This is a genomic window from Micromonospora sp. WMMD1274, from assembly GCF_049179035.1.
Lineage (GTDB): Bacteria > Actinomycetota > Actinomycetes > Mycobacteriales > Micromonosporaceae > Micromonospora > Micromonospora tulbaghiae.
The window spans coordinates 6,978,762-7,004,177 of sequence record NZ_JBMHMG010000001.1 but is presented as its reverse complement, the minus strand read 5'-3'; the positions used below and the strand labels follow the sequence as shown (position 1 = coordinate 7,004,177).

27 protein-coding genes and 1 tRNA gene are annotated in these 25,416 nt (G+C 74.1%); 18 read left to right on the top strand and 10 right to left on the bottom strand.

Annotated elements, in window-relative coordinates; all coding sequences use genetic code 11:
* The first annotated feature begins 59 nt into the window (after positions 1-59).
* Positions 60-263, top strand: coding sequence for a hypothetical protein (locus tag ACN27D_RS33140; protein ID WP_091418011.1), 204 nt, complete (start codon positions 60-62; stop codon positions 261-263).
* A gap of 61 nt (positions 264-324) precedes the next feature.
* Here the strand turns inward: ACN27D_RS33140 and nhaA are convergent, their stop codons facing one another.
* Together nhaA and ACN27D_RS33130 are read right to left on the bottom strand one after the other, a co-directional pair.
* Positions 325-1,626, bottom strand: a complete 1,302-nt coding sequence (nhaA, locus tag ACN27D_RS33135) for a Na+/H+ antiporter NhaA (protein ID WP_421500893.1) — start codon at positions 1,624-1,626, stop codon at positions 325-327.
* A 161-nt stretch (positions 1,627-1,787) separates the two neighbouring features.
* Positions 1,788-3,635 (bottom strand): nucleoside-diphosphate sugar epimerase/dehydratase, encoded by a 1,848-nt coding sequence (locus ACN27D_RS33130; RefSeq protein WP_121683078.1) that lies wholly within the window; start codon positions 3,633-3,635, stop codon positions 1,788-1,790.
* A gap of 185 nt (positions 3,636-3,820) precedes the next feature.
* Here ACN27D_RS33130 and ACN27D_RS33125 point away from each other — a divergent pair, with 185 nt between their 5' ends.
* On the top strand, positions 3,821-5,269 hold the full coding sequence (locus ACN27D_RS33125) for a polysaccharide biosynthesis tyrosine autokinase (RefSeq protein WP_121683079.1): 1,449 nt from the start codon (positions 3,821-3,823) through the stop codon (positions 5,267-5,269).
* Here ACN27D_RS33125 and ACN27D_RS33120 read toward each other — a convergent pair.
* Entirely contained in the window at positions 5,250-5,831 is a 582-nt protein-coding gene (locus ACN27D_RS33120; protein ID WP_358171980.1) for a low molecular weight phosphatase family protein, read from the bottom strand. The two genes, ACN27D_RS33125 and ACN27D_RS33120, sit on opposite strands and share 20 nt — an antisense overlap.
* A 123-nt stretch (positions 5,832-5,954) precedes the next feature.
* Here ACN27D_RS33120 and ACN27D_RS33115 point away from each other — a divergent pair, with 123 nt between their 5' ends.
* The 6 genes from ACN27D_RS33115 (at position 5,955) to ACN27D_RS33090 (ending at position 12,983) form a co-directional block, all read left to right on the top strand.
* Positions 5,955-7,196: a glycosyltransferase family 4 protein gene (locus tag ACN27D_RS33115; RefSeq protein ID WP_357826706.1), complete on the top strand. Its 1,242-nt coding sequence runs from the start codon at positions 5,955-5,957 to the stop codon at positions 7,194-7,196.
* A gap of 102 nt (positions 7,197-7,298) precedes the next feature.
* Positions 7,299-9,083, top strand: coding sequence for a DUF4012 domain-containing protein (locus ACN27D_RS33110; protein ID WP_421500892.1), 1,785 nt, complete (start codon positions 7,299-7,301; stop codon positions 9,081-9,083).
* 13 nt (positions 9,084-9,096) lie between these two features.
* Entirely contained in the window at positions 9,097-9,717 is a 621-nt protein-coding gene (locus ACN27D_RS33105) for a hypothetical protein (protein ID WP_091418035.1), read from the top strand.
* 98 nt (positions 9,718-9,815) lie between these two features.
* Entirely contained in the window at positions 9,816-10,232 is a 417-nt protein-coding gene (locus ACN27D_RS33100) for a protein-tyrosine phosphatase family protein (RefSeq protein WP_091418039.1), read from the top strand.
* Positions 10,233-10,333: 101 nt separating this feature from the next.
* The gene (locus ACN27D_RS33095; RefSeq protein ID WP_421500891.1) at positions 10,334-11,611 is read left to right on the top strand and encodes a D-alanyl-D-alanine carboxypeptidase family protein; all 1,278 of its coding nucleotides are present in this window, start codon (positions 10,334-10,336) and stop codon (positions 11,609-11,611) included.
* A 91-nt stretch (positions 11,612-11,702) separates the two neighbouring features.
* Entirely contained in the window at positions 11,703-12,983 is a 1,281-nt protein-coding gene (locus tag ACN27D_RS33090) for a D-alanyl-D-alanine carboxypeptidase family protein (protein ID WP_421500890.1), read from the top strand.
* A 15-nt stretch (positions 12,984-12,998) separates the two neighbouring features.
* Here ACN27D_RS33090 and ACN27D_RS33085 read toward each other — a convergent pair whose 3' ends face one another.
* Complete coding sequence (locus tag ACN27D_RS33085; protein ID WP_120569710.1) at positions 12,999-14,024, bottom strand: LacI family DNA-binding transcriptional regulator; 1,026 nt, start codon at positions 14,022-14,024, stop codon at positions 12,999-13,001.
* A 197-nt stretch (positions 14,025-14,221) separates the two neighbouring features.
* On the opposite strand from ACN27D_RS33085, the gene ACN27D_RS33080 reads away from it, so the two are divergent.
* The 3 genes from ACN27D_RS33080 to ACN27D_RS33070 are packed head-to-tail and all read left to right on the top strand — an operon-like array spanning position 14,222 to position 16,611.
* Positions 14,222-15,187: an acetylxylan esterase gene (locus ACN27D_RS33080; protein WP_120569711.1), complete on the top strand. Its 966-nt coding sequence runs from the start codon at positions 14,222-14,224 to the stop codon at positions 15,185-15,187.
* Between the two features lie 48 nt (positions 15,188-15,235).
* Positions 15,236-16,060, top strand: coding sequence for a M15 family metallopeptidase (locus ACN27D_RS33075; RefSeq protein WP_121685221.1), 825 nt, complete (start codon positions 15,236-15,238; stop codon positions 16,058-16,060).
* Between the two features lie 44 nt (positions 16,061-16,104).
* A complete protein-coding gene (locus ACN27D_RS33070) occupies positions 16,105-16,611 on the top strand; it encodes a DinB family protein (protein ID WP_421500889.1) in 507 nt (168 codons plus the stop codon).
* A gap of 26 nt (positions 16,612-16,637) precedes the next feature.
* Here ACN27D_RS33070 and ACN27D_RS33065 read toward each other — a convergent pair whose 3' ends face one another.
* Entirely contained in the window at positions 16,638-17,411 is a 774-nt protein-coding gene (locus ACN27D_RS33065) for an alpha/beta hydrolase (protein WP_421500888.1), read from the bottom strand.
* Positions 17,412-17,558: 147 nt separating this feature from the next.
* On the opposite strand from ACN27D_RS33065, the gene ACN27D_RS33060 reads away from it, so the two are divergent.
* The 4 genes from ACN27D_RS33060 to ACN27D_RS33045 all read left to right on the top strand — a co-directional run bounded on the left by ACN27D_RS33060 (position 17,559) and on the right by ACN27D_RS33045 (position 20,168).
* A complete protein-coding gene (locus ACN27D_RS33060; RefSeq protein WP_120569714.1) occupies positions 17,559-17,951 on the top strand; it encodes a hypothetical protein in 393 nt (130 codons plus the stop codon).
* 116 nt (positions 17,952-18,067) lie between these two features.
* Positions 18,068-18,559 carry a hypothetical protein gene (locus ACN27D_RS33055; protein ID WP_358172005.1) on the top strand — a complete coding sequence of 164 codons (492 nt, stop codon included), beginning with the start codon at positions 18,068-18,070 and terminating at the stop codon, positions 18,557-18,559.
* Between the two features lie 306 nt (positions 18,560-18,865).
* Positions 18,866-18,938, top strand: a tRNA-Glu gene (locus ACN27D_RS33050).
* 30 nt (positions 18,939-18,968) lie between these two features.
* Entirely contained in the window at positions 18,969-20,168 is a 1,200-nt protein-coding gene (locus ACN27D_RS33045) for an RtcB family protein (protein WP_421500887.1), read from the top strand.
* A gap of 32 nt (positions 20,169-20,200) precedes the next feature.
* Here ACN27D_RS33045 and ACN27D_RS33040 read toward each other — a convergent pair whose 3' ends face one another.
* The 5 genes from ACN27D_RS33040 to ACN27D_RS33020 all read right to left on the bottom strand — a co-directional run bounded on the left by ACN27D_RS33040 (position 20,201) and on the right by ACN27D_RS33020 (position 22,408).
* A complete protein-coding gene (locus tag ACN27D_RS33040; RefSeq protein WP_174536834.1) occupies positions 20,201-20,365 on the bottom strand; it encodes a hypothetical protein in 165 nt (54 codons plus the stop codon).
* Entirely contained in the window at positions 20,362-20,580 is a 219-nt protein-coding gene (locus tag ACN27D_RS33035; RefSeq protein ID WP_013476639.1) for a helix-turn-helix domain-containing protein, read from the bottom strand. The genes ACN27D_RS33040 and ACN27D_RS33035 overlap by 4 nt, the downstream gene beginning before the upstream one ends.
* On the bottom strand, positions 20,580-21,059 hold the full coding sequence (locus tag ACN27D_RS33030; protein ID WP_334458522.1) for a DUF2975 domain-containing protein: 480 nt from the start codon (positions 21,057-21,059) through the stop codon (positions 20,580-20,582). Before ACN27D_RS33030 ends, ACN27D_RS33035 begins: the two co-directional genes overlap by 1 nt.
* A gap of 31 nt (positions 21,060-21,090) precedes the next feature.
* Positions 21,091-21,732: a dihydrofolate reductase family protein gene (locus ACN27D_RS33025; RefSeq protein ID WP_421500886.1), complete on the bottom strand. Its 642-nt coding sequence runs from the start codon at positions 21,730-21,732 to the stop codon at positions 21,091-21,093.
* Positions 21,733-21,814: 82 nt separating this feature from the next.
* The gene (locus ACN27D_RS33020) at positions 21,815-22,408 is read right to left on the bottom strand and encodes an HD domain-containing protein (RefSeq protein WP_421500885.1); all 594 of its coding nucleotides are present in this window, start codon (positions 22,406-22,408) and stop codon (positions 21,815-21,817) included.
* A gap of 148 nt (positions 22,409-22,556) precedes the next feature.
* On the opposite strand from ACN27D_RS33020, the gene ACN27D_RS33015 reads away from it, so the two are divergent.
* The 3 genes from ACN27D_RS33015 to ACN27D_RS33005 all read left to right on the top strand — a co-directional run bounded on the left by ACN27D_RS33015 (position 22,557) and on the right by ACN27D_RS33005 (position 25,378).
* Complete coding sequence (locus ACN27D_RS33015) at positions 22,557-23,531, top strand: TolB family protein (RefSeq protein ID WP_421500884.1); 975 nt, start codon at positions 22,557-22,559, stop codon at positions 23,529-23,531.
* A complete protein-coding gene (locus ACN27D_RS33010) occupies positions 23,528-24,460 on the top strand; it encodes a TolB family protein (RefSeq protein ID WP_421500883.1) in 933 nt (310 codons plus the stop codon). The genes ACN27D_RS33015 and ACN27D_RS33010 overlap by 4 nt, the downstream gene beginning before the upstream one ends.
* 141 nt (positions 24,461-24,601) lie before the next feature.
* On the top strand, positions 24,602-25,378 hold the full coding sequence (locus ACN27D_RS33005; RefSeq protein ID WP_357894925.1) for a class I SAM-dependent methyltransferase: 777 nt from the start codon (positions 24,602-24,604) through the stop codon (positions 25,376-25,378).
* Positions 25,379-25,416: the final 38 nt, after the last annotated feature.

Here is a 25,416-nt window from a genome sequence, read left to right as displayed (position 1 = left end):
GCGCCGTGGCGGTGACCGCCCGGCGGAGGACGAATCGGCACGACCGGGAGGTTCCGCCCATGAGCAGGCACGACGAGCCCAACGAGTACGGCTTCGCCGGGGGCGCCACCGCGCCGGAGCCGCCGCCGGGCGGGCGCGAGGACGAGCAGGACCGCGCCGAGCAGGTGGCCGTGCCCGGCGACGACCTCACCGGCCCGGCCGCCGAGGCGCTCGAGGAACCGGAGCGCAAGCGCGAGCCGCGCCCGGCCGAGCGCCGGAGCTGAGGCGTAACCGCGTGGCAGGTGCGGCGGGTGTGACCGGCTGGTCGCACCCGCCGCGCCGGCTTCAGGCCGGGCCCTCCTGGTAGACGTCCGGGATGCCGTCACCGTCGGCGTCCCGGCTCTCCCGTTCGCTGATCCGCCGGTAGACCCGGTTGCGGCGGACCAGCACCACCGAGGCGAGCAGGGCGGAGATCAACGAGCCGAGCAGCACGGCCACCTTGACGCCGTCCTCCTCCGGGCTGCCGGCGCCGAACGCCAGCTCGCCGATGAGCAGCGACACGGTGAAGCCGATGCCGGCCAGCAGCGCCAGGCCGAGCAGGTCGGCCCAGGTGATCTCCTCGTCCAGCTCGGCCCGGGTGAACCGGGCGAGCAGGTACGTCGACCCGAACACGCCGATCACCTTGCCGAGCACCAGCCCGGCGGCCACCGCGATCACCACCGGGTTGGTCAGCACGCCGCCCACGTCCACGCCGACCAGCGTCACCCCGGCGGCGAAGAAGGCGAACACCGGCACGGCCAGGCCGGCGGAGACCGGCCGCCAGCGGTGCTCCAGCCGCTCGGCCAGGCCGGGCGCGCCGTCGCGGCCGCGCAGCACCGGCACCGTGAAACCGAGCAGCACGCCCGCCACGGTGGCGTGCACGCCGGAGGCGTGCACCAGCGTCCAGGCGACCACCGCCAGCGGGATCAGCGCCCACCACCAGGTCCGCCGGCGCTGCACGAGCAGCCCGAACGCGGCGATCGGCAACAGCGCGCCGAGCAGCGGCAGCGGCTGGAAGTCGGCGGTGTAGAACACCGCGATGATGGTGATCGCGAACAGGTCGTCGACCACCGCGAGGGTGAGCAGGAACGCGCGCAGCCCCTGCGGCAGGTGGGAGCTGACCACGGCGAGCACGGCGAGCGCGAAGGCGATGTCGGTGGCGGTGGGGATGGCCCATCCGCGCAGGCCGGCGCCGCCGGCGCCGAGCGTCACCGCCAGGTAGATCAACGCGGGCGCGATCATGCCGCCGAGCGCGGCGATCACGGGCAGCGCGGCCCGCCGGGGGTCGCGCAGGTCACCGGCGACGAACTCGCGCTTGAGTTCCAGCCCGACCACGAAGAAGAAGATCGCCAGCAGCCCGTCGGCGGCCCAGGTGCGCAGGTCCAGGTCCAGGTGCAGGCCGGCGCCGCCGGGCCAGGGCACCCAGTGGCTCAGTTCGGCGTACGCGGCGCGCCACGGCGAGTTGGCCCAGATCAGGGCGAGCACCGCACCGAGCAGCAGCAGGCCGCCGCCGACCGTCTCGGTGCGCAGCACGTCGGCCAGGAAGCGGGCCTCCGGCCAGGAGCGGCGGGAGAGCAGGCGGGACCGGTGCGGGGGGTGCTGGGGCATGCGGCGTCCGTTCGGAAGCTGGGGTCGGCGGAACAATCGCCGACCAGGCTTCCCGGCACACCGGAACCAACCCTAACGGGTGCCGCCACCGGCGGCGAGCCGAGCCGACCGATGGGACGCCCGTCTCACCACCTGGGTGGGGCGTCCCATCGGCCGGCGCGTCAGCGTTGTCCGGGCAGCGCCGGCAGGGACACCCCGGCCGGGTCGCAGAACGCGGCCATCCGCTTGATCAGCTCGTCCGGGTCGGCGTACGGGTCGAGCCCGCGGATCTCGTCCGGGTCCAGCTCGGGCACCGGGACGTGGGAGATCAGCGGGTGCAGCGGCCGGCTGTCCACCTCGTCGGCGCCGAACAGGTGCTCGTGCAGCTTCTCGCCCGGGCGCAGACCGGTGAAGACGATCTCCACCGGGCGGTCCGCCTCGGCGGCCAGCCGGCGTGCCACGTCGGCGATCCGGACCGGCTCGCCCATGTCGAGCACCAGCGCCTCGCCGCCCCGGCCGATCGTCGCGGCCTGGAGAACGAGGTGCACCGCCTCCTGCACGGTCATGAAGTACCGCGTCACGTCGGGGTGGGTGACGGTGATCGGCACCCCGGCCCGGATCTGCGCCTGGAACGCGGTGAGCACCGAGCCGCGGCTGCTGAGCACGTTGCCGAACCGGACGCTCAGGTACCGGCCGTTGAGCCGCTGCGCCTGGTACGCGGTGAGCCGCTCGGTGATCCGCTTGGAGTAGCCGAGGACGCTCGCCGGGTTGGCCGCCTTGTCGGTGGAGATGTTCACGAACTCGGCGACGTCCCGGCACGCCTCCAGCACGTTCAGCGTACCCAGGATGTTGGTCTTGATCGCCTCGCCCGGGTGGCGCTGGAGCAGCGTGAGGTGCTTGAGCGCCGCGGCGTGGAACACCACGTCGGGCTGCCGGTCGGCGATCACCCGGGCGATGCCCTCGGCGTCGCGGATGTCCGCCAGGATCAGCTCCGGCCCGTCCAGCAGCGCGCGCCCGTACAGGGACATCTGCAGGGCGTGCAGCGCGGACTCGTCCCGGTCGAGCATCATCAGCTCGTCCGGCTCGCAGCGGGCGATCTGGCGGCACAGTTCCGAGCCGATCGAGCCACCCGCGCCGGTGACGAGCACCCGGCGTCCGGCCAGCCCGCCGCGCTCGACGCTCAGCTCGGCCACCCGGTGCGCGCGGCCCAGCAGGTCGGTGAGCTGGAGGTCGCGGACGTCGGTGGCGGCCACCGGACGGTCGAGCACCTCGCGTACCGGCGGCAGGACCTTGAACGCCGCCCCGGCCTCCAGCGTGCGGGTGCGCACGTCGCGCAGCAGCTGCGGGTCGGAGCCGCTCATCGAGAAGATGACGGTGCTCGCCCGGGTGGCCCGGACGGCGGCGGCGATCTGCTCCCGGCCGCCGAGCACGCGCAGCCGCTCGAGCCGCAGGCCGCGGCTGTCGGGCGCGTCGTCGAGCAGGCCCACCGGCCGGTAGCTGCTGTCCGGGTCGTGCAGCAGCACCCGGACGAGCCGCTCGCTCGCGGCGTCCACGCCGTAGATCAGGCAGCGCTCGGCGTGCCGGGCGGCGGGCGGCCGGCGGTCGGCGTGGGCCCGCCAGAGTCCCCGGGCGGCCGCCATCACCACGAGTGCCACCGCACCGCCGACCAGCGGCGTGCTGGCCGGGACCGGGTGCTGCGTCCACGGCAGGACGGCGACGAAGCCGACGGCGGTGACGAGCGCGACGGTGACGGCCAGGCCCTGGGCGTCGCCGGCGCTGCCGATCGGATACCGGCCGTAGAGCCGGGACCGCAGCAGCGTGAGCGCGGCGTACAGCGCGGCGCAGGCCAGTGCCAGGCCGAGCGTACGGGCGCTGGCGGCGGCGGTGAGGTCGAACTCGTACCGCGTCCAGGCCGCGCCGAGAAAACCTCCGCACCACGCGGCCGTGTCCAGCGTTAACAGGGAAAGGGTGGCGGCGCGGTGGGTGATCCGGCCGGGGGGTCGAACGGCTGTGATCGCGTCACGATCCATGGGCTGCCCTCTGTGTCCTATCCGTATTGAAAGGATTAGACCGTCTGTGCCTGTTCGGTCGTTTACTGTCGTCCAGTCACGTAACGTCGTGAATAGGCGATTCGATCCTGGCACGGCGACTGGGGTTTTTAGGGGGCTTTCGTGCAGTTTCATCGGCAGACCGGCGTGTCGCGAGGGGGAGCGTGATGGACGTTCTCGGCTACCTGCGCCTGGTCCGACGCCACTGGTGGATAGTGCTGGTGACGGTGATGCTCGGCCTGGGCACCGCCGCGCTGGTGACGGTCCGGACGGCGCCTCGGTACGAGGCCTCGGTGACGTTCTTCGTCACCACGCCCAGCCAGGGGGTCACCGACGCCTACCAGGGCAGCCTCTTCCTCCAGCAGCGGGTGAAGTCCTACGGTGACCTGCTCACCAGCGACCGGCTGGCGCAGAGCGTGGTGGCCGACGCGCCGCTCGGCCTCACCGCCGACCAGGTGCGCAGCCGGATCCACACCACCGCCACGACCGGCACGGTCCTGCTCAAGGCGACGATCACCGACACCGACCAGACCCGGGCGCTGAAGACCACCGAGATGCTCGCGACCAAGTTCACCGAGCTGGTACGCAAGGTCGAGACGCCGCCGGACGGCAAGTCCCCGCCGATCAAGATCGAGGTGGTCAGCGGTCCCCGGGTCACCTCCAACCCGGTCTCGCCCCAGCCCACCCGCAACCTGGTCCTGGGCGGCCTGCTCGGCCTGCTCGCCGGCGTCGGGCTGGCCGTGCTGCGCGGCGTGGCCGACGTCCGGATGCGCGACGGCGCCGGGCTGCAACGGGTGACCGGCAGTCCGCTGCTCGGCGAGATCCCGTACGAGACCGGCGCGCGGTCGGCGCCGCTGATCGTCGGCGACGCGGCCACCTCCGCCCGGGCCGAGGCGGTCCGCAAGCTGCGCACCAACCTGCGCTTCGTGGACGTGCACGAGCCGGCCCGGGTCATCGCGGTCACCAGCGCGCTGCAGGGCGAGGGCAAGACCACGATGGCCTGCAACACCGCCATCGCGCTGGCCGAGGCGGGCTGGCGGGTGCTGCTGATCGACGCCGACCTGCGCCGCCCCAAGGTCGCCGACTACCTCGGGCTCGACGGCGGCGTCGGCCTCACCGACGTGCTCGTCGGTGACGTCCAGGTCGGTGACGTGGTGCAGCGCTGGGGCGAGAAGTCCCTGCTGGTGCTGCCCAGCGGCGCCACCCCGCCCAACCCGAGCGAGCTGCTCGGCTCCAAGTCCATGGCGGACCTGCTGGTCGCGCTGCGGGACTCGGCGGACATCGTGGTCATCGACACCGCGCCGCTGCTGGCGGTCACCGACGGAGTGGTGGTGGCCGTGCAGGCCGACGGCGCGCTCCTGGTCACCCAGCAGGGGCGTACCTCCCGCAGCCAGGTCGCGGCGGCGGCGCACGCGCTCAGCTCGGTCTCGGTACGCCTGCTCGGCTGCGTGCTCAACATGGCCAAGGTGGCCAAGTCGGACGCCTACCAGTACGAGGCGTACAAGGTGGTCGTGCCGCCCGCGGCGCCGTCCGTGCCGGCCGACCGGGCCGGCTCCCGGCGGGGCGCGAAGGCCGTGGGCGACCGGACGCAGGAACTCACCCGGCTTTCGCGATGAGCGCGAGCACGGGCCGGATCGACCGTTCGATCTCCTCGGCGCAGCGCCGGAAGTCGGCCGGCGAGCCGCCGATCGGGTCGCGCAGGTCCTCCGCGTCGGGGGCGGCGGGTTGCAGCCGCCCCCGGGCGCGGACCGCGGCCGACACCGCCGCCCGCAACGGCGTGCCCGCGTCCGCCTCCGCCTCGGCGGGGCGGGCCTCGGCCGCCAGCCGGGCGAACTGCCGCAGCGTGAACGTCCGGGTCAGCGCGGCCGGCGCCAGCGCGGTGCAGGCCGAGCGTTGCCGGCGGGTCGCGGTCAGCACCAGCGCCGCTCCGGTCAGGTGCTCCGGGCGCAGCCGGCGGGTCCGGAAGGCGGCCGGGTCCGCGCCGGTGGCCGCTGTCACCTCGACCGCGTACGGGTGCATCGCGGCCCCGTCGATCGCGTCGGTCCCCGCGCTGGCCACCGCCAGCGGCAGGCCGGCCAGCATCCGGCGGGCGATGAACTCCGCCATCGGTGACCGGCACATGTTCGCGTGGCAGACGAAGAGCACCTCGTCGACCATCTGCACCCCTCTCGTCGGCACGGTCGCGACGGAGGGTGCCGCGACGGCGTTCTTCCGGCGGTCGCGGCCGGACGCAGAGGGGATGCGGGAATCGTACGCGGTGCGGCGCCCGGCCGTCCGGAAAGCCGCGCCGGGAGGGCGGCCATGAGGGTCGGCATCCTCACCTACCACTTCCCGCCGGAGCCGGCGTTCGTCCCGGGCAGCCTGGCCGAGGAACTGGTGGCCCGGGGCCACGAGGTACGGGTGCTCACCGGTTTCCCGGACTACCCGGGCGGCCACGTCTATCCCGGCTGGCGGCAGCGCTGGCGGCACCAGACGCACAGCGAGCGGCTCACCGTGCGCCGGGTGCCCCGGTACGCCGCGGGCGACGATTCCGCCCGCGCCCGCACCACGAGCTGGCTGTCCTTCGCCGGCAGTGCCGCGCTCGCCGGCCGGGGACTGCTGCGCGACGTCGACGTGCTCTACGTCTACGGCCACCCGGCGGTCACGTTCGCCGCCACCGGGCTGCTGCGGCTGCTCGGCCGTACGCCCACCGTGCTGCACGTGCAGGACGTGTGGACCGGGCGGGACGGGCGCGCCGAGCGGGACGGCGGGCGGCCGGCGCGGCTGGAGGCCGCGACCCGTCGCCTCTACCGGGAGGCGGCGGTGGTGGCGGTCGGCTCGCCGTCCATGGCGGATCTGGTCCGTGCCGGCGGGGCCGACCCGGGCCGGGTGCGCACGGCGCCGAACTGGACCGACGAGCGCATCTTCCGCCCCACCCAGGCCGGCCCGGCGGTGCGGCGGCTGGTCCGCCGGGACGACCGCTGCGTGGTGATGCACGCCGGCACGATCGGCGCCCGCCAGGATCTGGAGACGGCGGTCCGCGCGGCGGCGGCGCTCGGCGACCGGATGGACCTGGTGCTCGTGGGATCGGGCCCGCAGGAGCGGCGGGTCCGGGGGCTCGCCGCCGACCTCGGCGCGGACAACGTCCGGTTCCTGGAACGACGGTCCGCCGTGGACATGCCGCAGCTCTACGCCGCCGCCGACTACCAGCTCGTGGCCCAGCGCGACCTGCCGGAGCTGCGTGGCCGGGTGCCCGACAAGCTCCAGGCCGCGCTGTCCTGCGCCGCGCCGGTGGTCGCCTCCGCGGCGGGGGAGACGGCGGAGGTGGTGGAGCGGGCGCGCGCCGGTCTGTCCTGCCCGCCGGAGGACTGGGCGGCGCTGGCCGACCGCTTCTGGCTGGCCGCCGCCATCCCGCCGGCCGCCCGGATCGACATGGGCCGGCGGGGCCGCGACGCGTACCTGCGGGACATGTCGATGCGGGCCGGTGTGGACCGGATCGAGGCGCTGCTGCACGAGGCGGCCGAGCGGACGTCGAACCGAACAAAACTCGCACACAGCGGCTAATTCATCAGAGAGTCGGATAACACCTCGAACAGGCACTTTCCCGTGCTAAAAAGCACTCGATCGCGAATTGTGTCCGATTCGACCGACTGGTAGGGGGAATCCGTGACCGGACCTGGTGCCACGCCCGTCCGGCGGCGTCGCTCGCGTCGGCGCCGGCGCGCCCGGGTCCGCCGGATCCTGCTGACCGGGCTGGTCGTCGTATCGGTGCTGCTCAGCGCCGGCGGCTGGGTGGCGTTCCGGGGCTGGCAGGCCCGCGCCCACCTGGTCAACGCCGCCGGACTGGCCCGGGAGCTCAGCGCCCAGGTGCTCGACGGCGACGTGGCCCGGGCCCAGCGCACGCTCGCCGCGTTGCAGGAGCAGGCCGCCGCCGCCCGCGGCGAGACCGGGGATCCGGTGTGGTGGGTGGGCCAGCAGACCCCGTACGCGGGGGACAACCTGGCCGCGGTACGGCAGATCTCGGTGGCGGTGGACGACCTCGCCCGGCTCGCGTTCCCCACGCTGCTGCGCGTCGACCTCGCCTCGCTGGTGCCGAAGCAGGGCAAGCTGGACCTGGCCCGCCTGCGCGCCGTCTCGGCCGAGGTCTCCGCCGCCGACCAGGCGGTGCGCACGACCGCCGACCGGCTGCGGAAGGTGCCCACCGGCGACCTCGTGACGCAGGTACGCGACGCGGTCACCGCGCTGCGCGCGGAGCTGGACCAGCTCGGCGAGCTGACCTCCGCGGCTGATCGCGGCGCGCGGCTGCTGCCGCCACTTCTCGGCGCGGACGGACCGCGCAGCTATCTGCTGGTCTCGCAGAACCCGGCCGAGCTGCGCGCCACGGGCGGCATGTTCGGCGCGTACGCCGTCCTGCGCGCCGAGGGTGGACGGATCCGCCTCGTGAAGCAGGGCAGTTCGTCCGACCTGCGGTTCTTCGACCCGCCACTCAAGATCGACGCGGAGGCGAAGCGGCTCTGGGGCGATCTGCCGGGCATCTATCCGGCGGATGTGAACCTCAACCCGGACTTCCCGGCCGCCGCCGCGCTCTACCGGGACATGGTGCGTCGCCGGACCGGCACCACTGTGGACGGGGTGCTGGCTGTGGACCCGGTGGTCCTGTCGTACCTGCTCGGCGTCGTGGGTCCGGTGAACGTGCCGGACGGGCCGGCGCTCGGCGCCGCCACCGCCGTCCGCACGCTCCTCAGTGACTCGTACCGGGACCTGGACACGAAGGACCAGGACGAGTACTTCACCAAGGCGGCCTCGGGCGTCTTCGACACCCTGTTCACCAAGACGGTAGACCCACGCGCACTTTTGACCGTTTTTACCCGTTCAATCAATGAGCGTCGGATATTGTTCTGGAGTGTCCGATCTGAGGAGCAACGCGCACTGGCCGGCAGCCGGCTGGCCGGTCAGCTTCCGGAGAAGGACACCGTGCCGACCGTCGGCGTGTTCCTCAACGACGGCAGCGGCGCGAAGCTCGGCTACTACCTCAGGTTCTCGGCCACCGTGACGGTCGGCGAATGCCACCCGGACGGACGCCGCGAGCTGCGGCTGAAGGTCACGGTGCACTCCACCGCCCCGAAGTCGGGCCTGAGCAAGTCGGTCACCGGACTGGCTCTGGCCGGCGACAAGTACACCGCACGCACCTTCGTCTCCGTGCACACGCCCACCGGCGGCGCCGTCCTCACCGGCCGGCTGGACGGACAGGACACCGCGATGGGCAGCGGCACCGACGGCCGCCGCCAGGTGGCGGTCGCGAAGGTCGAGGCCCGCCCGGGACAGACCCGGACGCTCGACGTCACGGTGCTCACCGGCAAGACCGGCGCCGGGACGGCCGAGCTGGTGCACACGCCCACCGTCACCCCATGGACCACCCAAGTAGTCAACGCACCAAGCTGTGAACAGTAGGAGGGAATCCATCATGCGGCTATCCCGCATCATCATGGCGCTCACGGTGGGCCTGGCCGTAGCGGCCGTGCCGACCGCGGCCGGGGCGGCGCAGCCGCAGCCCCCGGTCTACCCGCCCGAGGTCGCGTCGCTGACCGTCTCACCGACCACCATCCGGCTCGGCGAGACGTTCACCCTGCGGGGCTCGAACTTCGCGCCGAACGAGACGGTGCGGATCGACGTGGCGATCTCGGGTCTGCCCGCGGCCGCCCCGGCCGAGGGGACCGCGCGGCGCAGCGACGGCAGCACGGTGGCGATGGCGCCGGTCGCCTACACGCCCAACCGCGCCCAGCCGCAGCCGGCGCCGACCACGTTCACCGTGACGGCCGACGCCAACGGCAACTTCACCGTCACCTACCGGCCGACCCGGCCGGGTCGGTACACGTTCACCGCCACCGGCCTGACGTCCGGGCGGATCGCGAGCGCCACCGGCACCGTCCTGCCGCCGCGGCCGACCAAGTCGCCGCACCACGGCGGTCTGCCGGTGACCGGTGACAGCATCGGCACGCCGCTGAAGCTCGGTGGGGGCCTCGCCGCCGCCGGTGCGGTGCTGCTGCTGGCCTCCATGGCCTGGCGCCGCCGTCGCCTCGGCTGATCCGGGGCGCGCCGGGGACGACCCGGCTCGATCGTGAGTGCCCGCCGGACCTCGTCCGGCGGGCACTCACGTGTCCGGGCGACACGACACAATGAGCCATGGACGCGACACCGTGGACCGATCAGGCCGGCCTGCTCACGCTGCCCGGGGGCGCCACCGTCCGCGGGCGCAAGGTCGCCGCGCCCGCCTCGCCCGCCGACTTCGCGCTGCTGCTGGCGCCCGGTCCCGAGCCGGAGTGGCCGGCCCGGCGGGTCCGCTGGCCCGACTTCTGGATCCCGTCCGACCGCGCCGACGCCCTGGACGCGCTGCGGGAGGCGCGGCGGCGCGCGTACGCGGGGGAGCGGGTCGAGGTGGCCTGTCACGGCGGCGTCGGGCGCACCGGCACCGCGCTGGCCGCGCTCGCCGTCCTGGACGGGCTGCCGCCGGCGCGGGCGGTGGCCTGGGTCCGGTCCCACTATCACCGGCGCGCGGTGGAGACACCGTGGCAGCGGTGGTGGCTGCGCGGCGTGCGCTGACACCCGCGCCGGTCACCGAACGGGACCGCCCGATCGGCACGGCGTCACGACACCGGTGAGCCGTCCGGACCTGATCATCGGGCTCGGTAGGGTGCCTTCTCATGAGAGCCCGGGTCCTGGCCGCCGCCACCGCCGTCACCCTGCTCGCCGCCGGGGCACCCGCCCCGGCCGCCGCCGCCCCGGCCACCACACCCGCCGCCCCCGCCGCGCCCGCGACCGCGCCCTGCCCGCGCCTGCCCGCGCCGAAGGTCAGCCGGCCGCCCCGCCCGACGCCGCCGGCCACGACACCCGAACAGGCGGCGGTGGGCGGCGAGGCGCTGGCCGGCACCGGGCTGGTCATGCCACCCGGCAGCCCTGCGCCCCCGGCGGTCACCGCCACCACCTGGCTGGTGGCGGACCTGGACACCGGCGCGGTCCTCGGCGCGTGCGGCCCACACGTCCCCGGCACCCCGGCCAGCACCCAGAAACTGCTGCTGGCCGCCACCATGCTGAGCCGGCTGGACCCCCAGCAGGTCGCCGTCGCCACCCGCGCCGACCTGGACATCGAGCCGGGCAGCTCGGCCGTCGGCCTGCTCGTCGGCGGCCGCTACAGCGTGGCGACGCTGTGGCTGGGCCTGCTGCTCCAGTCCGGCAACGACGCCGCGAACATGCTGGCCCGCCTCGGCGCCGGCAGCGCACAGGCCGGCGTCGCCGAGATGAACGAGCAGGCCCGCCGGCTCGGCGCCGGGCAGACGCACGCGGTCACACCGTCCGGCCTGGACGGTCCCGGCCAGTTCACCAGCGCGTACGACCTGGCGCTCATCGCGCGGGCCTGCTTCGCCGACGCCGCGTTCCGCCGGTACGCGCTCACCGAGCGCACGCAGATCCCGGCCCAGCCCGCGCTGAAGAAGGGCGGGTTCCAGATCCAGAACGAGAACCAGCTCATCTACCGCTATCCCGGCGCGCTCGGCGGCAAGACCGGCTTCACCGAGCTGGCCCGGCACAGCTACGTCGGTGCCGCGCAGCGGGACGGACGCCGTCTCGTGGTGACGCTGCTCGGCGCCGAGGCCCGCCCGGTACGCGGCTGGCAGCAGGGCGCCCAGCTGCTCGACTGGGGCTTCCGGCTGCCCCGGGACGCCTCGGTCGGCCGGCTGGTCGAGCCGGGCGAGCGGGACGCCGAGGCGGCGCAGCCCCGGCAGGCGGCGGCCGCCGAGCCCACCCGTACCACCTCCCCGCCGTGGCGGGGGCCGGCCGGGACGGCGCTGCAACGCATCGGCGACGGGGACTGGCGGGTGATCGTGCCGGTCGCCGGCCTGCTCGCGCTCACCGTGGGCGGGGTGGCGGCGGTGCTCGCCGCCCGCCGGGGCCGCGCCCGCAGGCGGGGACGCCGCCGCGCCTGAGCGGGCGGCACCCTACCGCGCGGTCCCGGCGCCGGAACGCGAATCCCGGAGCCGGTGACCCGTTCGGGTCGGCGTGGCTACCGTCCGGGTCATGAGGACCTGGGGACCCTTCGTGGCGCTGGCCGCCGCCCTGCTGCTGCCGGCGCCGGCGACACCGGCGGCGGCCGCCGTCCGCGCGCCCGTACGCCGGCTGCCGGCCGCGCCGCCCTGCCCGAACGTGCCGGCCCCGTCGACCCGGCCGCCGCAGCCGCCGCCGGCGCCCGACCCGGCCGCGCGGGCCGTCGGCGGCGCGGCGCTGGACACCGCCGGGCTGGTCGTCCCGCCCGCGTCGAGCGCGCCACCGGCGGTGACCGCCACCTCCTGGGTGGTCGCGGACCTGGACAGCGGCGCGGTGCTCGGCGGCTGCGGCCCGCACGAGTACGGCGTACCGGCGAGCGTGCAGAAGCTGCTGCTTGCCGCCACCATGCTGCCCCGGCTGGACCCGAACCGGGAGGTCACGGTGACCGCCGGGGACCTGGCTGTCGAACCGGGCAGCTCGGCGGCCGGGCTGGTCGAGGGCGGGCGCTACCGGATCGAGACGATCTGGCTCGGCCTGCTGCTGCGCTCCGGCAACGAGGCGGCCAACGCGCTCGCCCGGCTCGGCGGCGGCCCGGACGGGCTGCCCGGCGGGATACGGGCGATGAACGAGGAGGCGCACCGGCTCGGCGCCCGGCAGACGCACGCGGTCACCCCGTCCGGGCTGGACGGGCCGGGGCAGTTCACCAGCGCGTACGACCTGGCGCTCATCGCGCGGGCGTGCTTCGCCGACCCGGCGTTCCGCAGGTACGCCGCCACCCGGTCCGCGCAGATACCGGCCCAGCCGGCGCAGCGGGCGAAGGCGTTCGCCATCGCCAACGACAACATGCTGCTGGAGCACTATCCGGGCGCGCTCGGCGGTAAGACCGGCTTCACCGACCTGGCCCGGCACACGTACGTCGGGGCGGCCGAGCGCGGCGGACGGCGCCTGGTGGTCACGCTGCTGGGCGCCGAGGTGACCACGCAGCGGGGCTGGCAGCAGGGCGCGGCGCTGCTGGACTGGGGGTTCGCGCAGCCCCGCGACGCCTCGGTGGGACGGCTGGTCGAGCCGGGGGAGCTGGACCGGTCCGCGCCTCCGGCGGGCGGGGCGGCCTCGGCCCTGGCCGGGCGTGCCGGTCTGACCGGCGGCGGGGCGGCACCCGGGCCGCGGCCGGGCGCGGGCGTGACTGTGGCGGTGGGCGTGGTGCTGACGGCCGGGGGAGCGCTGCTGCTGGCCCGGCGTCGCCGCCACGCCGCCGCCGTCGCCATGTCGACGGGGTCGGTCCTGCGGGAGCCGGAAATTCCGGAACAGGATTGAAAGGAGCGGCCCGGATCAGCGGCAGGCGGGCCCGGCGGTGCTGTCCCGTACGACGAGTTCGGTGGCCAATTCGACCCGGGGCGAGTCGATCTCGTCGCCCTGGGCCAGCCGCAGCACGGTGCGCGCGGCGAGCCGGCCCATCTCCACCAGCGGCTGGCGCACAGTGGTCAGCGGCGGTGACGCCCACCGCGCCTCGGGCAGGTCGTCGAAGCCGACCACGCTCACGTCGTCGCAGACCCGCAGCCCGCGGCGGCGCACCGCCTCGTACACCCCGAACGCCATCTGGTCGCTGGCGGCGAAGATGGCCGTCGGCGGGTCGTCGAGGTCGAGCAGCGCGCCACCGGCGGTGAAGCCGGACGCGTGGTAGAAGTCGCCGGGCTGCACCAGCCGGTCGTCGGCGGCGACTCCGGCGGCGGCCAGCGCGGCCCGGTAGCCGTCCAGCCGGGCCCGGCTGCACAGCAGGTGCGGCGGGCCGGCCACGAAACCGATCCGGCGGTGGCCGAGCTTGAGCAGGTGCTCGGTGGCGGCCAGGCCGCCGGTCCAGTTGGTGGCGCCGATCGCCGGCACGTCCGTGGCGGCCACGCCGGCCGCCGGGTCGACCACCACCACCGGCACGTTGAGGCGCCGCAGCTGGGCCTGCACGGCCGGGCTCAGGTGCGAGGTCACCACGATCACGCCGTCGGACGCGCGGGCGCGCAGGTTGTGCAGCCACTGCCGGGTGGAGCTGGACTCGCGGTGGATCGCCGAGACGACGGTGCCAACCCCGGCGGCGTGGCTGACGTCCTCCACGCCGCGGATGATCTCCACCGCCCACGGGCTGTCCAGGTCGTTGAAGACCAGGTCGACCAGGTCCGCCCGGCGCACCGTACGACTGCCCCGGCGCCGGTAGCCGTGGTGGCGCAGCAGCTCCTCGACCCGTTCCCGGGTGTCCGGCGCGACGTCGGAACGCCCGTTGAGCACGCGCGACACGGTCGGGACCGAGACGCCGGCCTCCCGTGCGATCGCGGTGATGGTCACCCTGCGCTCGTCGTCCGCGCTCACCCGTGTTCCCTTCGCCGGCTGCCGGAACCGACCGGTAGACCGTCCCGCCCCACGCACATCTTGCCGTACGCCGAGGGCTTGACGACAGGCCGGACCGGCCCTAGCGTTCGCACGAGTTGCGGAAACCTTCCGGAAATACGCCCGCCATCTTCGACGGCTCGCCGTCCACCCCCGACGAAGGACGAGGAATCCGAGGCGTGTTCACCGACCTGACCGAGGCCGAACTCCGTACCCACCGCAGCGACCTGCACGAGCCTCCGGACTTCGACGCCTTCTGGGCTGACACTCTGGCACAGGCGCGCTCGTGCGGCGACCCCGTGTCGGCGACCCCGCTGCCGACGCCGCTGACCGGGGTAGACGTCTTCGACGTGACGTTCCCCGGCTTCGCCGGACAGCCGATCCGCGCCTGGCTGCGGGTGCCGCGCGGCGCCGCCGGACCGCTGCCCACGATCGTGCAGTACGTCGGGTACGGCGGCGGGCGCGGCCACGCGCTGGAGAACCTGCTCTGGTCCGCGGCCGGCTTCGCCCACCTCCAGATGGACACGCGCGGGCAGGGCTCGGGGTGGAGCCGCGGCGACACACCCGACGTCGCCGCCGGCGGACCGCAGGCGCCGGGCATGGCCACCCGGGGCATCGAGGACCCGAACCGGTACTACTACCGGCGCTTCCTCACCGACGCGGTCCGCGCCGTGGACGCCGCGTGCGAGCTGCCGGCGGTCGACCCGGACCGGATCGCCGTGCTCGGTCACAGCCAGGGCGGCGCCGCCGCGCTCGCCGCCGCCGCGCTGGCGCCGAGGGTGCGCGCGGCGGTGGCGCTCGTGCCGTTCCTCTGCGACATCCCGCGCGCGATCACGATCACCGACGCCACGCCGTACCGGGAGATCCGCGACTACCTCGCCGTGCACCGGGACCGCGAGGAGCAGGCGCTGCGCACGCTCGGCTACGTCGACGGCGTCGCGTTCGCCCGCCGCGCCACGGTGCCGGCCCGGTTCTCCGTCGCGCTGATGGACGAGATCACGCCGCCGTCCACCGTCTACGCCGCCTACCACGAGTACCGGGGCGACAAGGACCTGACGGTGTGGCGGTTCAACGGCCACGAGGCGGGCGGCATCGACGACGACGCCGCCGCTGTCGACTTCCTCCGTACCGTGCTGGGCGGCTGACCACCGGTTCCGCCGATGCCGGCCCGCCCGGGCTGGTAGACACGGCGGGTGGGCACCGGCAGACGCGCGACGGCGGTCCTGGCCGTCGCGGCCGCGTTGCTCGCCGCCGCCTGCCAGCGGCCCGCGCCGTCCCCGTCGCCGTCCGCGCCGCCGTCACCCACGCCGACCGGCCCGCGCGCCCCGGCGGACTTCGTGGACCTCACCACCGTCGACCCCACCGTCCGCACCGACATCCGGTACGCGGGCCCGCACAACTTCGTCGGCCGCCCGATCGACGGGTACGCCGAACCGCGCTGCCTGCTCACCCGCCCGGCCGCGCAGGCGCTGCACCGGGTGCAGACCGCCGCGCTCGCCGGCGGGCACAGCCTCAAGGTGTACGACTGCTACCGCCCGCAGCGCGCGGCGGACGACTTCGTCGCCTGGGCGAAACTCCCCGCCGAGCAGCGGATGAAGGGGGAGTTCTACCCCGGCGTACCCAAGGACCGGCTGTTCGCCGACGGCTACATCGGCGCCCCCACCGCGCACAGCCGGGGCAGCACCGTCGACCTGACCCTGGTCCCGGTCTCCGCCGCCGCGCAGCCCGCGTACACGCCCGGCCGGCCGCTCGTGCCGTGCACCGATCCGGCCGGCCGCCGCTTCGCCGACGACTCGATCGACATGGGCACCGGGTTCGACTGCTTCGACCCGCGCGCCCACACCGCCGACGCACGGATCAGCGACACCGCCCGGAGCAACCGGGACCTGCTGCGCCGGCTGATGTCCGCGCAGGGCTTCGAGAACTATCCGCTGGAGTGGTGGCACTACCGGTACGTCGACGAGCCGTACCCGGACACCTGGTTCGACTTCCCGGTGGCCGGTTCGTCGCTGCGGTGACGCGGTCGTTCCACCATGATCGATTGCGGCTAGGCTCGGCGCTCATGGAGACCGAACGGATCGGCCCGCCGCTGCTCGCCGGCGAGCGGGAGTCGCTGCGCGCCTTCCTCGACTTCCACCGGGCGACGCTGGCCCTCAAGTGCGAGGGGCTGACCGACGAGCAGCTGCGCCGGCCGGCGTCGCCGCCGTCCACGCTGTCGCTGCTCGGTCTGGTCCGGCACATGGCGGAGGTGGAGCGCACCTGGTTCCGCCGGGTCATCGCCGCCGAGGACGTGCCGCTGGTGTGGTCGGACAGCGGCGACTTCCAGCAGGCGTACGACGCCCGCGACGCCGACGCGGCGGAGGCGTTCGAGGCGTGGCAGCGCGAGATCGAGCACGCCCGGCGCATCGAGCGGGAGGCCGAGTCGCTCGACGTGACAGGTCACCAGGCACGCTGGGGCGAGGACGTCTCGCTGCGCCTGGTCATGCTGCACATGCTGCACGAGTACGCCCGCCACAACGGGCACGCCGACCTGATCCGCGAGGCGATCGACGGCACCGTCGGCGTCTGAGCCAACTCAGCGCCCGCGCACACCGGTCAGCGCGTGCGCAGCGGCAGCCAGGCCAGGACGTCCTGGATCCGCGCGTCCCAGTACGCCCAGTCGTGGTCGCCCGGACCGAAGTCGACGGTGACCGGCACGTCGCGTTTCCGGGCCACGTCGAGGAACCGCATGCTGTCCTCGTACAGGAAGTCCTCGGTGCCGCAGGCGACGTAGAGCGCCGGCCGGTCGTCGCCGGAGCGCTCCAGCAGCCCCACCGTGTCGTCGTCGGCGGGCACCGGGCCGTCACCCCAGACGGTGTGCCACACCGCCGGGTCGACCGGATGGGTCGGATGGTGGCGGCGGCGCGTCACGTCCAGCGCGCCGGACAGGCTGGCCGCCGCCGCGAACCGGTCCGGGTGGCGCAGCGCCCACTTCACCGCCCCGTAGCCGCCCATCGACAGGCCCGCGACGAACGTTTCCTCCCGGCGGCTGGACAGCCGGAAGAACGACCGGCACACCTCGGGCAGCTCCTCGCTGAGGAACGTCCAGTACCGGTTGCCGTGCGCCTCGTCGCAGTAGAAACTGCGCTGCACCTGCGGCATCACCACGGCCAGCCCCAGCGGCGCCACGTACCGCTCGATCGAGGTGCGCCGGGTCCACACCGTGTCGTCGTCGGTCAGGCCGTGCAACAGGTAGAGCACCGGCGGGTCACCGTCGGCGGCCGTGCCCGGCACGCCGATCCCGGCCGCGCCGCGATCGGGCAGCAGCACCGTCATCGACGTGCCCATGCCGAGCGCCTCGGAGAAGAAGTCACACCGGATCAGCGCCATGAGGCGGCAGCCTACCTCGGAGGGGTTCGATGCGGGCGTTCCTATTGCCCCGGGACGGTCGCACGGGAAAAGATGGCCGTGCGTGCCGGAAACACACCCGTAACCTGCGCGCTGCTGGTCTCTGTCACGAGGAAGTGGGAGTCAGTCATGAGCGACGTGTCGGCCGCACTGGGTGTGCGCCTCTACCCGGACCTGGTCGAGCCCGGCGGTCTCGCCCCCGCGCTCGTGGCGACCGCCGCCGCGCACCAGCTCGACGTCGGCGAGGTGACCGCGCCCGAGCAGGGGCGCAGCCGGTTCACCTGCGCCGAGATGACCTCCGCCCGGGGCGTCGTCTGTGTCAGCCTCGGCTCCCAGGCCCGCTACTTCATGATCGACCTTCGGGTGGACGGCGACGTCCAGGCCCGGGGCGACGCCACCGACCTGCTCCAGGTCGCGCAGGTCGCCGCCGCGTGGCGGGTCGGCATCACGCTGGCCGAGCTGACCGCGCGCTACCCGTTCATGGAGGAGATGCGGCGCCACCCGGTGGCGCACGCCGGCTGAGATCGGCCACCGCGTGGACTCGCTGCGATCCGCGAGCCGCCACCCGGAACGCGCTCCCCGCGCGACCGTGTCCTCCTCACCCACCACGGTGCCGGCGAGTCTCGTAGCCTCGGCGAGTGAACGACGACCTTCTCCGTCGCCTTCGGACTGAACAGGCCCGGGCGCTGTTCGACGACGCGGATCCGTACCACGCGGTGATGCTCGCCTGCGACCTCCTGGCGGCCGGCGTCGACAGTGAGGCCGTGACGGTGCTCGCAGCCGAGCCGGCCCGGACTCTGGCGACGCACGAGGCGAATCGGCGTCTGGCGGCGGTCGTCGCCGAACTCGGTCTCCCGGAGCCGGGCCTGCCGACGGCGGTCGCGCTGATCGCGGCCGACACGTGCGAGCGGATTCTCGACGGCACTCTCCCTGCCGAGGCGGGCACGCACGGTCTCTACGTGGTGGGATACCAGGGCAGCCCACTCGACGACCTGCTACCGGCCGTCATCGCCCTGGCCGCGTACCTCGAGGACGACCTCGGTGCGCGTGCCGACGACGAGCTGCGGACGCGGCTCACCGCGCTGGCCCGGATCATCCTGGACCGCATTCGAGCGCAAGATCTGGTGTGAGTCCTGCTCGGTTAACCCTGTTGCCCGCTCGCGCAGGACGGCCGTACCGTGAGCGGGCAACGTCGATCTGATCCACCAGAGGAGCCTGCCGTGTCGCAGCAGAACCGCACCCGCGCCGAGCGGCAAGCGCCGCGCGCCGGTGTCCTGCTGCCCGAATCGGGCACGGGCCGGCGACGGCAGTGGCAACCAGGGTGGTGGCGCGTCTAGCGCCGGCGCGACGATCCGCGCGAACCGCCCGCCCCCAGACCGGAGCCGGGCGGTTCTCCGTGTCCGGGGTGGATCCGCCGACGGCGTCACGCCGCCGGAGGGCCGTTGGAGCAATTGGCAGCTCACCCGGTTCTCACCCGGGAGGCTACGGGTTCGAGTCCCGTACGGCCTACGTCAGACGGAGATGAGCAAGGAGACGACGATGGGTTTCACCCCGCTGGCCGGTACCCGGGCACCGGTCCGGGTCTGGACCGACCCGTACGCGATCGAGGCGCAGGCGGCCCGGCAGCTGCGCAACATCGGCGCGCTGCCCTGGGTGCAGGGTGTCGCGGTGATGCCGGACGTGCACTTCGGCAAGGGCGCCACAGTCGGCTCGGTGATCGCGATGCGGCAGGCCGTGTCGCCGGCCGCGGTCGGCGTGGACATCGGTTGCGGCATGTCCGCGGTGCGGACCTCGCTGACCGCCGCCGACCTGCCCGGCGACCTCGCGCCTCTGCGTTCGGCGATCGAGGCGACCATCCCGGTCGGCTTCGCGATGCGTGACGACGCGGTCGATCCGCGCCGGGTCCGGGGGCTGGAGCAGGCCGGCTGGGACGAATTCTGGCGGCGGTTCGCGACGCTGGACCGGAAGGTGGCCCAGCTCCAGACGCGGGCGCAGCGGCAGCTCGGCACGCTCGGCGGCGGCAACCACTTCATCGAGGTCTGCCTGGAGCAGGGCGGCGCGGACGACGGCCGGGTCTGGCTGATGCTGCACTCCGGTTCCCGCAACATCGGCAAGGAGCTGGCCGAGCGGCACATGGCGGTGGCGCGCGGCCTGCCGCACAACACCGGCCTGCCGGACCGGGATCTGGCGGTGTTCCTCGCCGGCACGCCGGAGATGGAGGCGTACCGGCGGGACCTGTGGTGGGCGCAGGAGTACGCCCGCCGCAACCGGGCGGTAATGCTCGCGCTGCTCTGCCAGGTGGTCCGGGACGCGTTCCCGCACGTCGGCTACGACGAGCCGATCTCCTGCCACCACAACTACGTGGCGGAGGAGACCTACGACGGGGTGGACGTGCTGGTGACCCGCAAGGGCGCCATCCGGGCCGGGAAGGGGGACCTGGGCATCATCCCCGGCTCGATGGGCACCGGCTCGTACATCGTGCGCGGCAAGGGCAACCTCGACGCGTACTGCTCGGCGTCGCACGGTGCCGGGCGGCGGATGTCGCGGGGGCAGGCGAAGCGGACGTACAGCACCGCGGATCTGGCCGCCCAGACCGCCGGGGTGGAGTGCCGCAAGGACGCCGGTGTGGTCGACGAGATCCCCGGCGCGTACAAGGACATCACCGAGGTGATGGCCCAGCAGGAGGACCTGGTCGAGGTGGTCGCCCACCTCAAGCAGGTCGTCTGCGTGAAGGGCTGAGCGACAGGGCCGGCGTCGAGGGGGCGCCGGCCCTATCGGGTACGCCGGGCGACGCGTACGCCGATGGCGACCGCGCCGATGACGAGCAGCGCGGACAGGAGCTGGAGGCCGGGGGAGTCGTCGGCCTCCCCGTACACGAAGCCGGCGACGCCGAGCGCGACGGCGAGCAGGGCTACGGCGGCGGCCAGGTATCTCATCGTTCCTCCTCGTCGGCGACCCATTCGAGCAGGTCGCCGGGCTGGCAGTCGAGCACCCGGCACATGGCCTCCAGCGTGCTGAACCGGACGGCCTTGGCACGGCCGTTCTTGAGCACGGCGACGTTCGCCGGGGTGAGCCCCACGCGCTCGGCGAACTCGCCGACGCTCATCTTGCGCTTGGCCAGTTCGACGTCGATGCGCACGACGATCGGCATCAGATCACCGCTTCCATGTCGGTGCGCAGCGTGGTGGCCTGGCGCAGCAGCGCGCGCAGGACGACCATCAGCAGCCCCAGCACGCTGACGCCGGTGACCAGCAGGAACAGCAGCAGCGGCAGGCCCGGGTCGTCGGCGTTGAAGCCGACGTAGCCGAACACGCCGACCAGCACCACCCAGGCGGCGGCGACCGCCCAGACGATCCCGTCGACCCAGCCCAGGGACGCCTCGGTGAAGATGCGGTCGTTCTTGACCAGGGTGAGCAGGTGCCAGGTGCAGACGATCACCACCTGCACGCACAGCACCCAGAAGATCGTCACCGCGGTGGCGGGCCACCGCAGGTACGCCATGTCCGGGTTCTCGCGCGCCATGTGGGCGAACTGCCCGGGCAGCGACATGGTCTGGAACAGCACCAGGATCGCGAACAGCAGGACCAGGAATGCGCGGAGTGGCGTCACCGCGCGTTGCGCCGTCAACATGCATCGACTATCGCGCGCAACCTATCGAAAGTCAATCGGTATCGCTCGCGCGGCGGCCGACGGCGTACCGGACGTGCACGGCGTACCGCGAGTGGTGCACCGCACGGATCTCCAGGTCGACGTCGCGGTCGAAGCCCTCGAACAGCCGCTTCCCGGCACCGAGGATCACCGGCGCGGTGGACAGGCCCAGCTCGTCGACCACGCCCGCCGCGAGCGCCTGCCGGATCACGTCGGCACCCCCGCCGATGACCACCGCGCCGTCACCGGCCGTACGCCGGGCCGCCGCCAGCGCCTCGTCGAACCCGTCGACCATGAGGAAGCCGGCGCTCGGGTCGGGCTGGTCGGCGGTGCGGTGGGTGAGCACGACGAGGGGCGCCTGGAACGGGTTCCGGCCGCCCCACGCGCCGGCGCTGTCATACATGCCCCGGCCGCACAACGCGGCACCGGTGCCCGCCAGCATCTCGTCGAAGTACGCGCGGTCCTCACCGGTCATGCCGGCGCCGGGCTCGCGCGGCGAGTCGTACGTCCAGGGACCGCCCATCACCCAGTGGTGCAGCCGCTCGCCGCCGACGCCGAGCCCCTGGCCCGCGTGGTCGTCCGGGCCGGTGACGTACCCGTCCAGGGAGACGGTGACGAACGCCCGTACCCGGCCTCGCGCTTCGCTGGTGCTCATGTTTCCTCCCGGAGATTCGGAGAACACGGACCCAGGGAAGACCGCCGGCCGGCGCCGGACTCATCGCCGCGTCGGTGCGGCGTCAGCCGTACACCGGATGCTCGGCCTGGAACGCCAGCCGCCGGTCCGCGCCGGCGGCCAGCTCGGCGAGCACGTCGTCGAGGTCCAGGAACGTCTGCCAGCGCTCCCGGCCGGTGATGCCGGCCAGCCGGTCGACCACGAGTTGCTCCAGGTCGGTGACCCGACGGCCCTTCCACACCTTGTCGGCGAGGCTGACCATCAGGTCCTCCAGCTGCACGCCGGGGGAGTGCCAGGCGGCGTGGGTGACCGCGAAGCGGGCCCGCTCCTCCGGTACGCCGAAGCGCAGCAGCAACTGGTAGCCCGCCTCCTCGTGCGCCGATCCGGGGCCGGTCAGCTCGCCGGGATGCTCGACCTTGCCGAGGTCGTGCACGGCGGCGCCGAACAGCACCGCCTGCCTGTCGAACGGCACCGCGGCGAACCGGTCGGCGAACGCGGCGGTCAGGTGCCAGGCGACGTCGTGCACGAGCCGCAGGTGCGCGCCCAGGCGCGGTGGGGCGGCCAGGGCGTCCAGCAGCTCGACCGCCACGCCGGGCAGCGGGAGCAGCGGCGGGTCGCCCGGTTCGGTGAGGGCGCGGCGCAGCGCGTCGGAGGTCATCGGGGCGAGCGTACCGGGCCGCTGCGGGCTCACCGGCGGTGATAGACGAGCAGCCGAACGTGAAGCGGCCACTCGCCCGATTCCGGTGCGTCGATCCACTCGCGAGGGTGGGGGCCACGTCTATCACGGGGGTTGTCGAATGACCGCAATGAATCGTCGTGCCCTGCTGCGCACCGCGGCGCTGACCGGCCTGGCCGCCGCGACCGGGCTGGCCGCCGCGCCCTCCGCCGCGTCCGCCGCTCCGGTGTCCGCCGCCGACGCGGTGAACGGGTCGTGGCTGGTCAGCGTCGGCTGGGGTGTGCTCCAGGTCGACCCGGGCCGGACCACGCCGCGGGAGCTGCTGCCCAACGGGGACCACGCGAAGGCGTCGCCGGACGGCCGGTACGTGGCCTGGGTCAACACGGCCCGCTCGGGCGACGGCACGCTGGAGCCGTTCGTGGCGGTGTACGACCGGATCACCGGCCAGAAGCGCACGCTGCTCGCCGACCCGTTCGGTGTCCGCTACGGCGCGCCGACCTGGTCGCCGGACGGTTCGGAGATCGCCCTGGTCACCGGGGAGAACAACGACCGGCTGATCGCTGTCGACGTCGCGACCGGCGGCACCCGGGTGCTGGTCCAGGGTCACTCCATGGCCGACCCGGACTGGTCGCGGGACGGCTCCATGATCGTCCTGCGGTGGCACAGCCGTTCGGAGGGTCCGCAACTGCGTGTGCTCGAACTGGCGACCGGCACGGCGCGGCGGCTCTACACGCCCGGCGCGCCGGGTGAGCTGTTCGGCTCGCCGGTCTTCACGCCCGACTCCGGGCGCGTGGTGTTCCGCACCGACCGCTGGTATCCCGAACTGGAGTCCAGCAACCACTCGCTGGCGTCCGTGCGGATCGGGGGCGCCGGGCTGAAGAAGCTCACCGACGAGCCCCGGTTCTATCTGTCGCCGGTGTTCTCCCCGGACGGCCGCTACTGCGCCGCGCTGTCGATCCCGCCGGAGAACGAGTACCCCGACGGCGGCAACATCATCGTGTCCACCAGCGGCTTCGGCGAGCAGTGGTGGATCCCCGGGGACGAGTACGACGACAGCACCCGGCTGGACTGGGCCGCGGCGATCTCCACGGAGGTGCCGGCATGACCACGATGAACCGCCGTACGCTGTTGCGCGCCGCAGCGCTCACCGGCGCCGCCGCCGCGACCGGGCTGGCCGGCGGGCCGGCCGCCTCGGCTGCCGCGGGCGTCAACGGGCCGTGGATCGTCACCGGCAGCCCCGGCGTGCTGCAGATCAACCCGGGTCGCACCACCCCGCAGGTGCTGCTGCCCCCGGGCGCCGACGCGGCCGCCTCGCCGGACGGGCGTTACCTGGCCGTGATCGGCCAGAAGCCCGGCCCCGCCTTCGACCCCACTCTCGACCTGTACGACCGGGTCACCGGGGAGAGCCGCACCTTGATCACCGACCCGTTCGGCGTCCACTACGAGTGGCCGACCTGGTCGCCGGACAGCACCGAGGTGGCCATGGTGATCGGCGACTCCCGCCTGGTGGCGGTGAACGTGGACACCGGCGCCCGCCGGGTCCTCGTCGAGGGGCACCACATGGCGCGTCCGAACTGGTCCCGGGACGGCTCGATGATCGTCACGGAGTGGTTCAGCCGGTCCGACGGTGGGCAGTTGCGCGTGCTGGAGCTGGCCACCGGAAAGGCGCGACTGGTCTACCAGCGCGTGCCGGGCGAGTTCGCGGATCACGCGGTCTTCACGCCCGACTCCCAGCGGATCGTGTTCAGCACCAACCGGTGGTATCTGGACCAGGAACGCCGCAACCAGTCGCTGGCGTCGGTCCGGCTCGGCGGCACCGGGCTGAAGTTGCTCACCGACGAACCGCGGTTCATCATCTCGCCGGTGTTCTCCCCGGACGGGCGCTACTGCGCCGCGCTGTCCGTCCCGGACAGCAACCCGGAGCCCGACGGCGGCAACATCATCGTCTTCACCAGCGGCTTCGGCGAGCCGTGGTGGATCCCGGGCGACGAGTACGACGACAGCATGCGGCTCGACTGGGCGCCGGCCGTCTGACGCACCCGATCGACGCGGCGGCCGGACGACCGGCCGCCGCGTCGGCGTACCCCGGGCGGATGTACACCCTGGAAGGCGGAAGCGGTGCGAGGCTTGGGGCTGGACGCCGCCGAAGGGGCCGGCGTCCGCTGTGGAGGGGTGATGGCCGAGCCGCCGACCGGGACGTCGTCGCACCGTGCGCAGGTGCACGGCAGGCACGCCAACCATCACCGCTACCACGACGGCGCCGAGGTCGACGGGTACGTCGACGACCCGTACCACCGGGTGCGCCGCGCGGTCGCGGCCCGGCTGATGGCCGAGGGGGTGACCCGGCGCGGGCCGGTGCTGGAACTGGGCTGCGGGCCGCGCGGCATGCTCGACCCGGCCGCGCTGCCCGGCCCGGTGGTGCTCGCGGACATGGCCGAGACGGCGCTGCGCACCGCCCGCGCGGCGGCCGGCGGGCGGGCGCTGCCGGTCCGGCTGGACGCCACCCGCGGGCTGCCGTTCCGAGCCGGCAGCTTCGCCGGGCTGCTCGCCGGGGAGCTGATCGAGCACGTGTACGACCCGCTGACGCTGCTGCGGGAGTGTCACCGGGTGCTGGCCGTGGACGGCCTGCTGGTGCTCACCACCCCGAACCTGGCGCCGGTGCAGGACCGGCTGGCGTTCCTCGCCGGCCGGGCGCCGCGGCAGGTCGACCCGCTGCACCCGTACCTGTGGCTGCACATCCGCCCGTTCACCGCCTCGCTGCTGCGCCGGACGCTGCGCCGGGCCGGGTTCACGCCGGTGGCGCTGCGGTCCAACGAGGTCGGCTGGCGGCTGCCGGGCGGCCGGTGGGTGGCCTCGCGGCGGCTGGCCCGCGCCGCGCCGGGGCTCGGTGGTTCGCTGATCTGCGCCGCCCGCCGGCACGGCGCACCGCCACCGCCGCGGAACAGGGCGTGATGGCGACATTGACAGCGGGCTATCATGGAGGTTCCGTC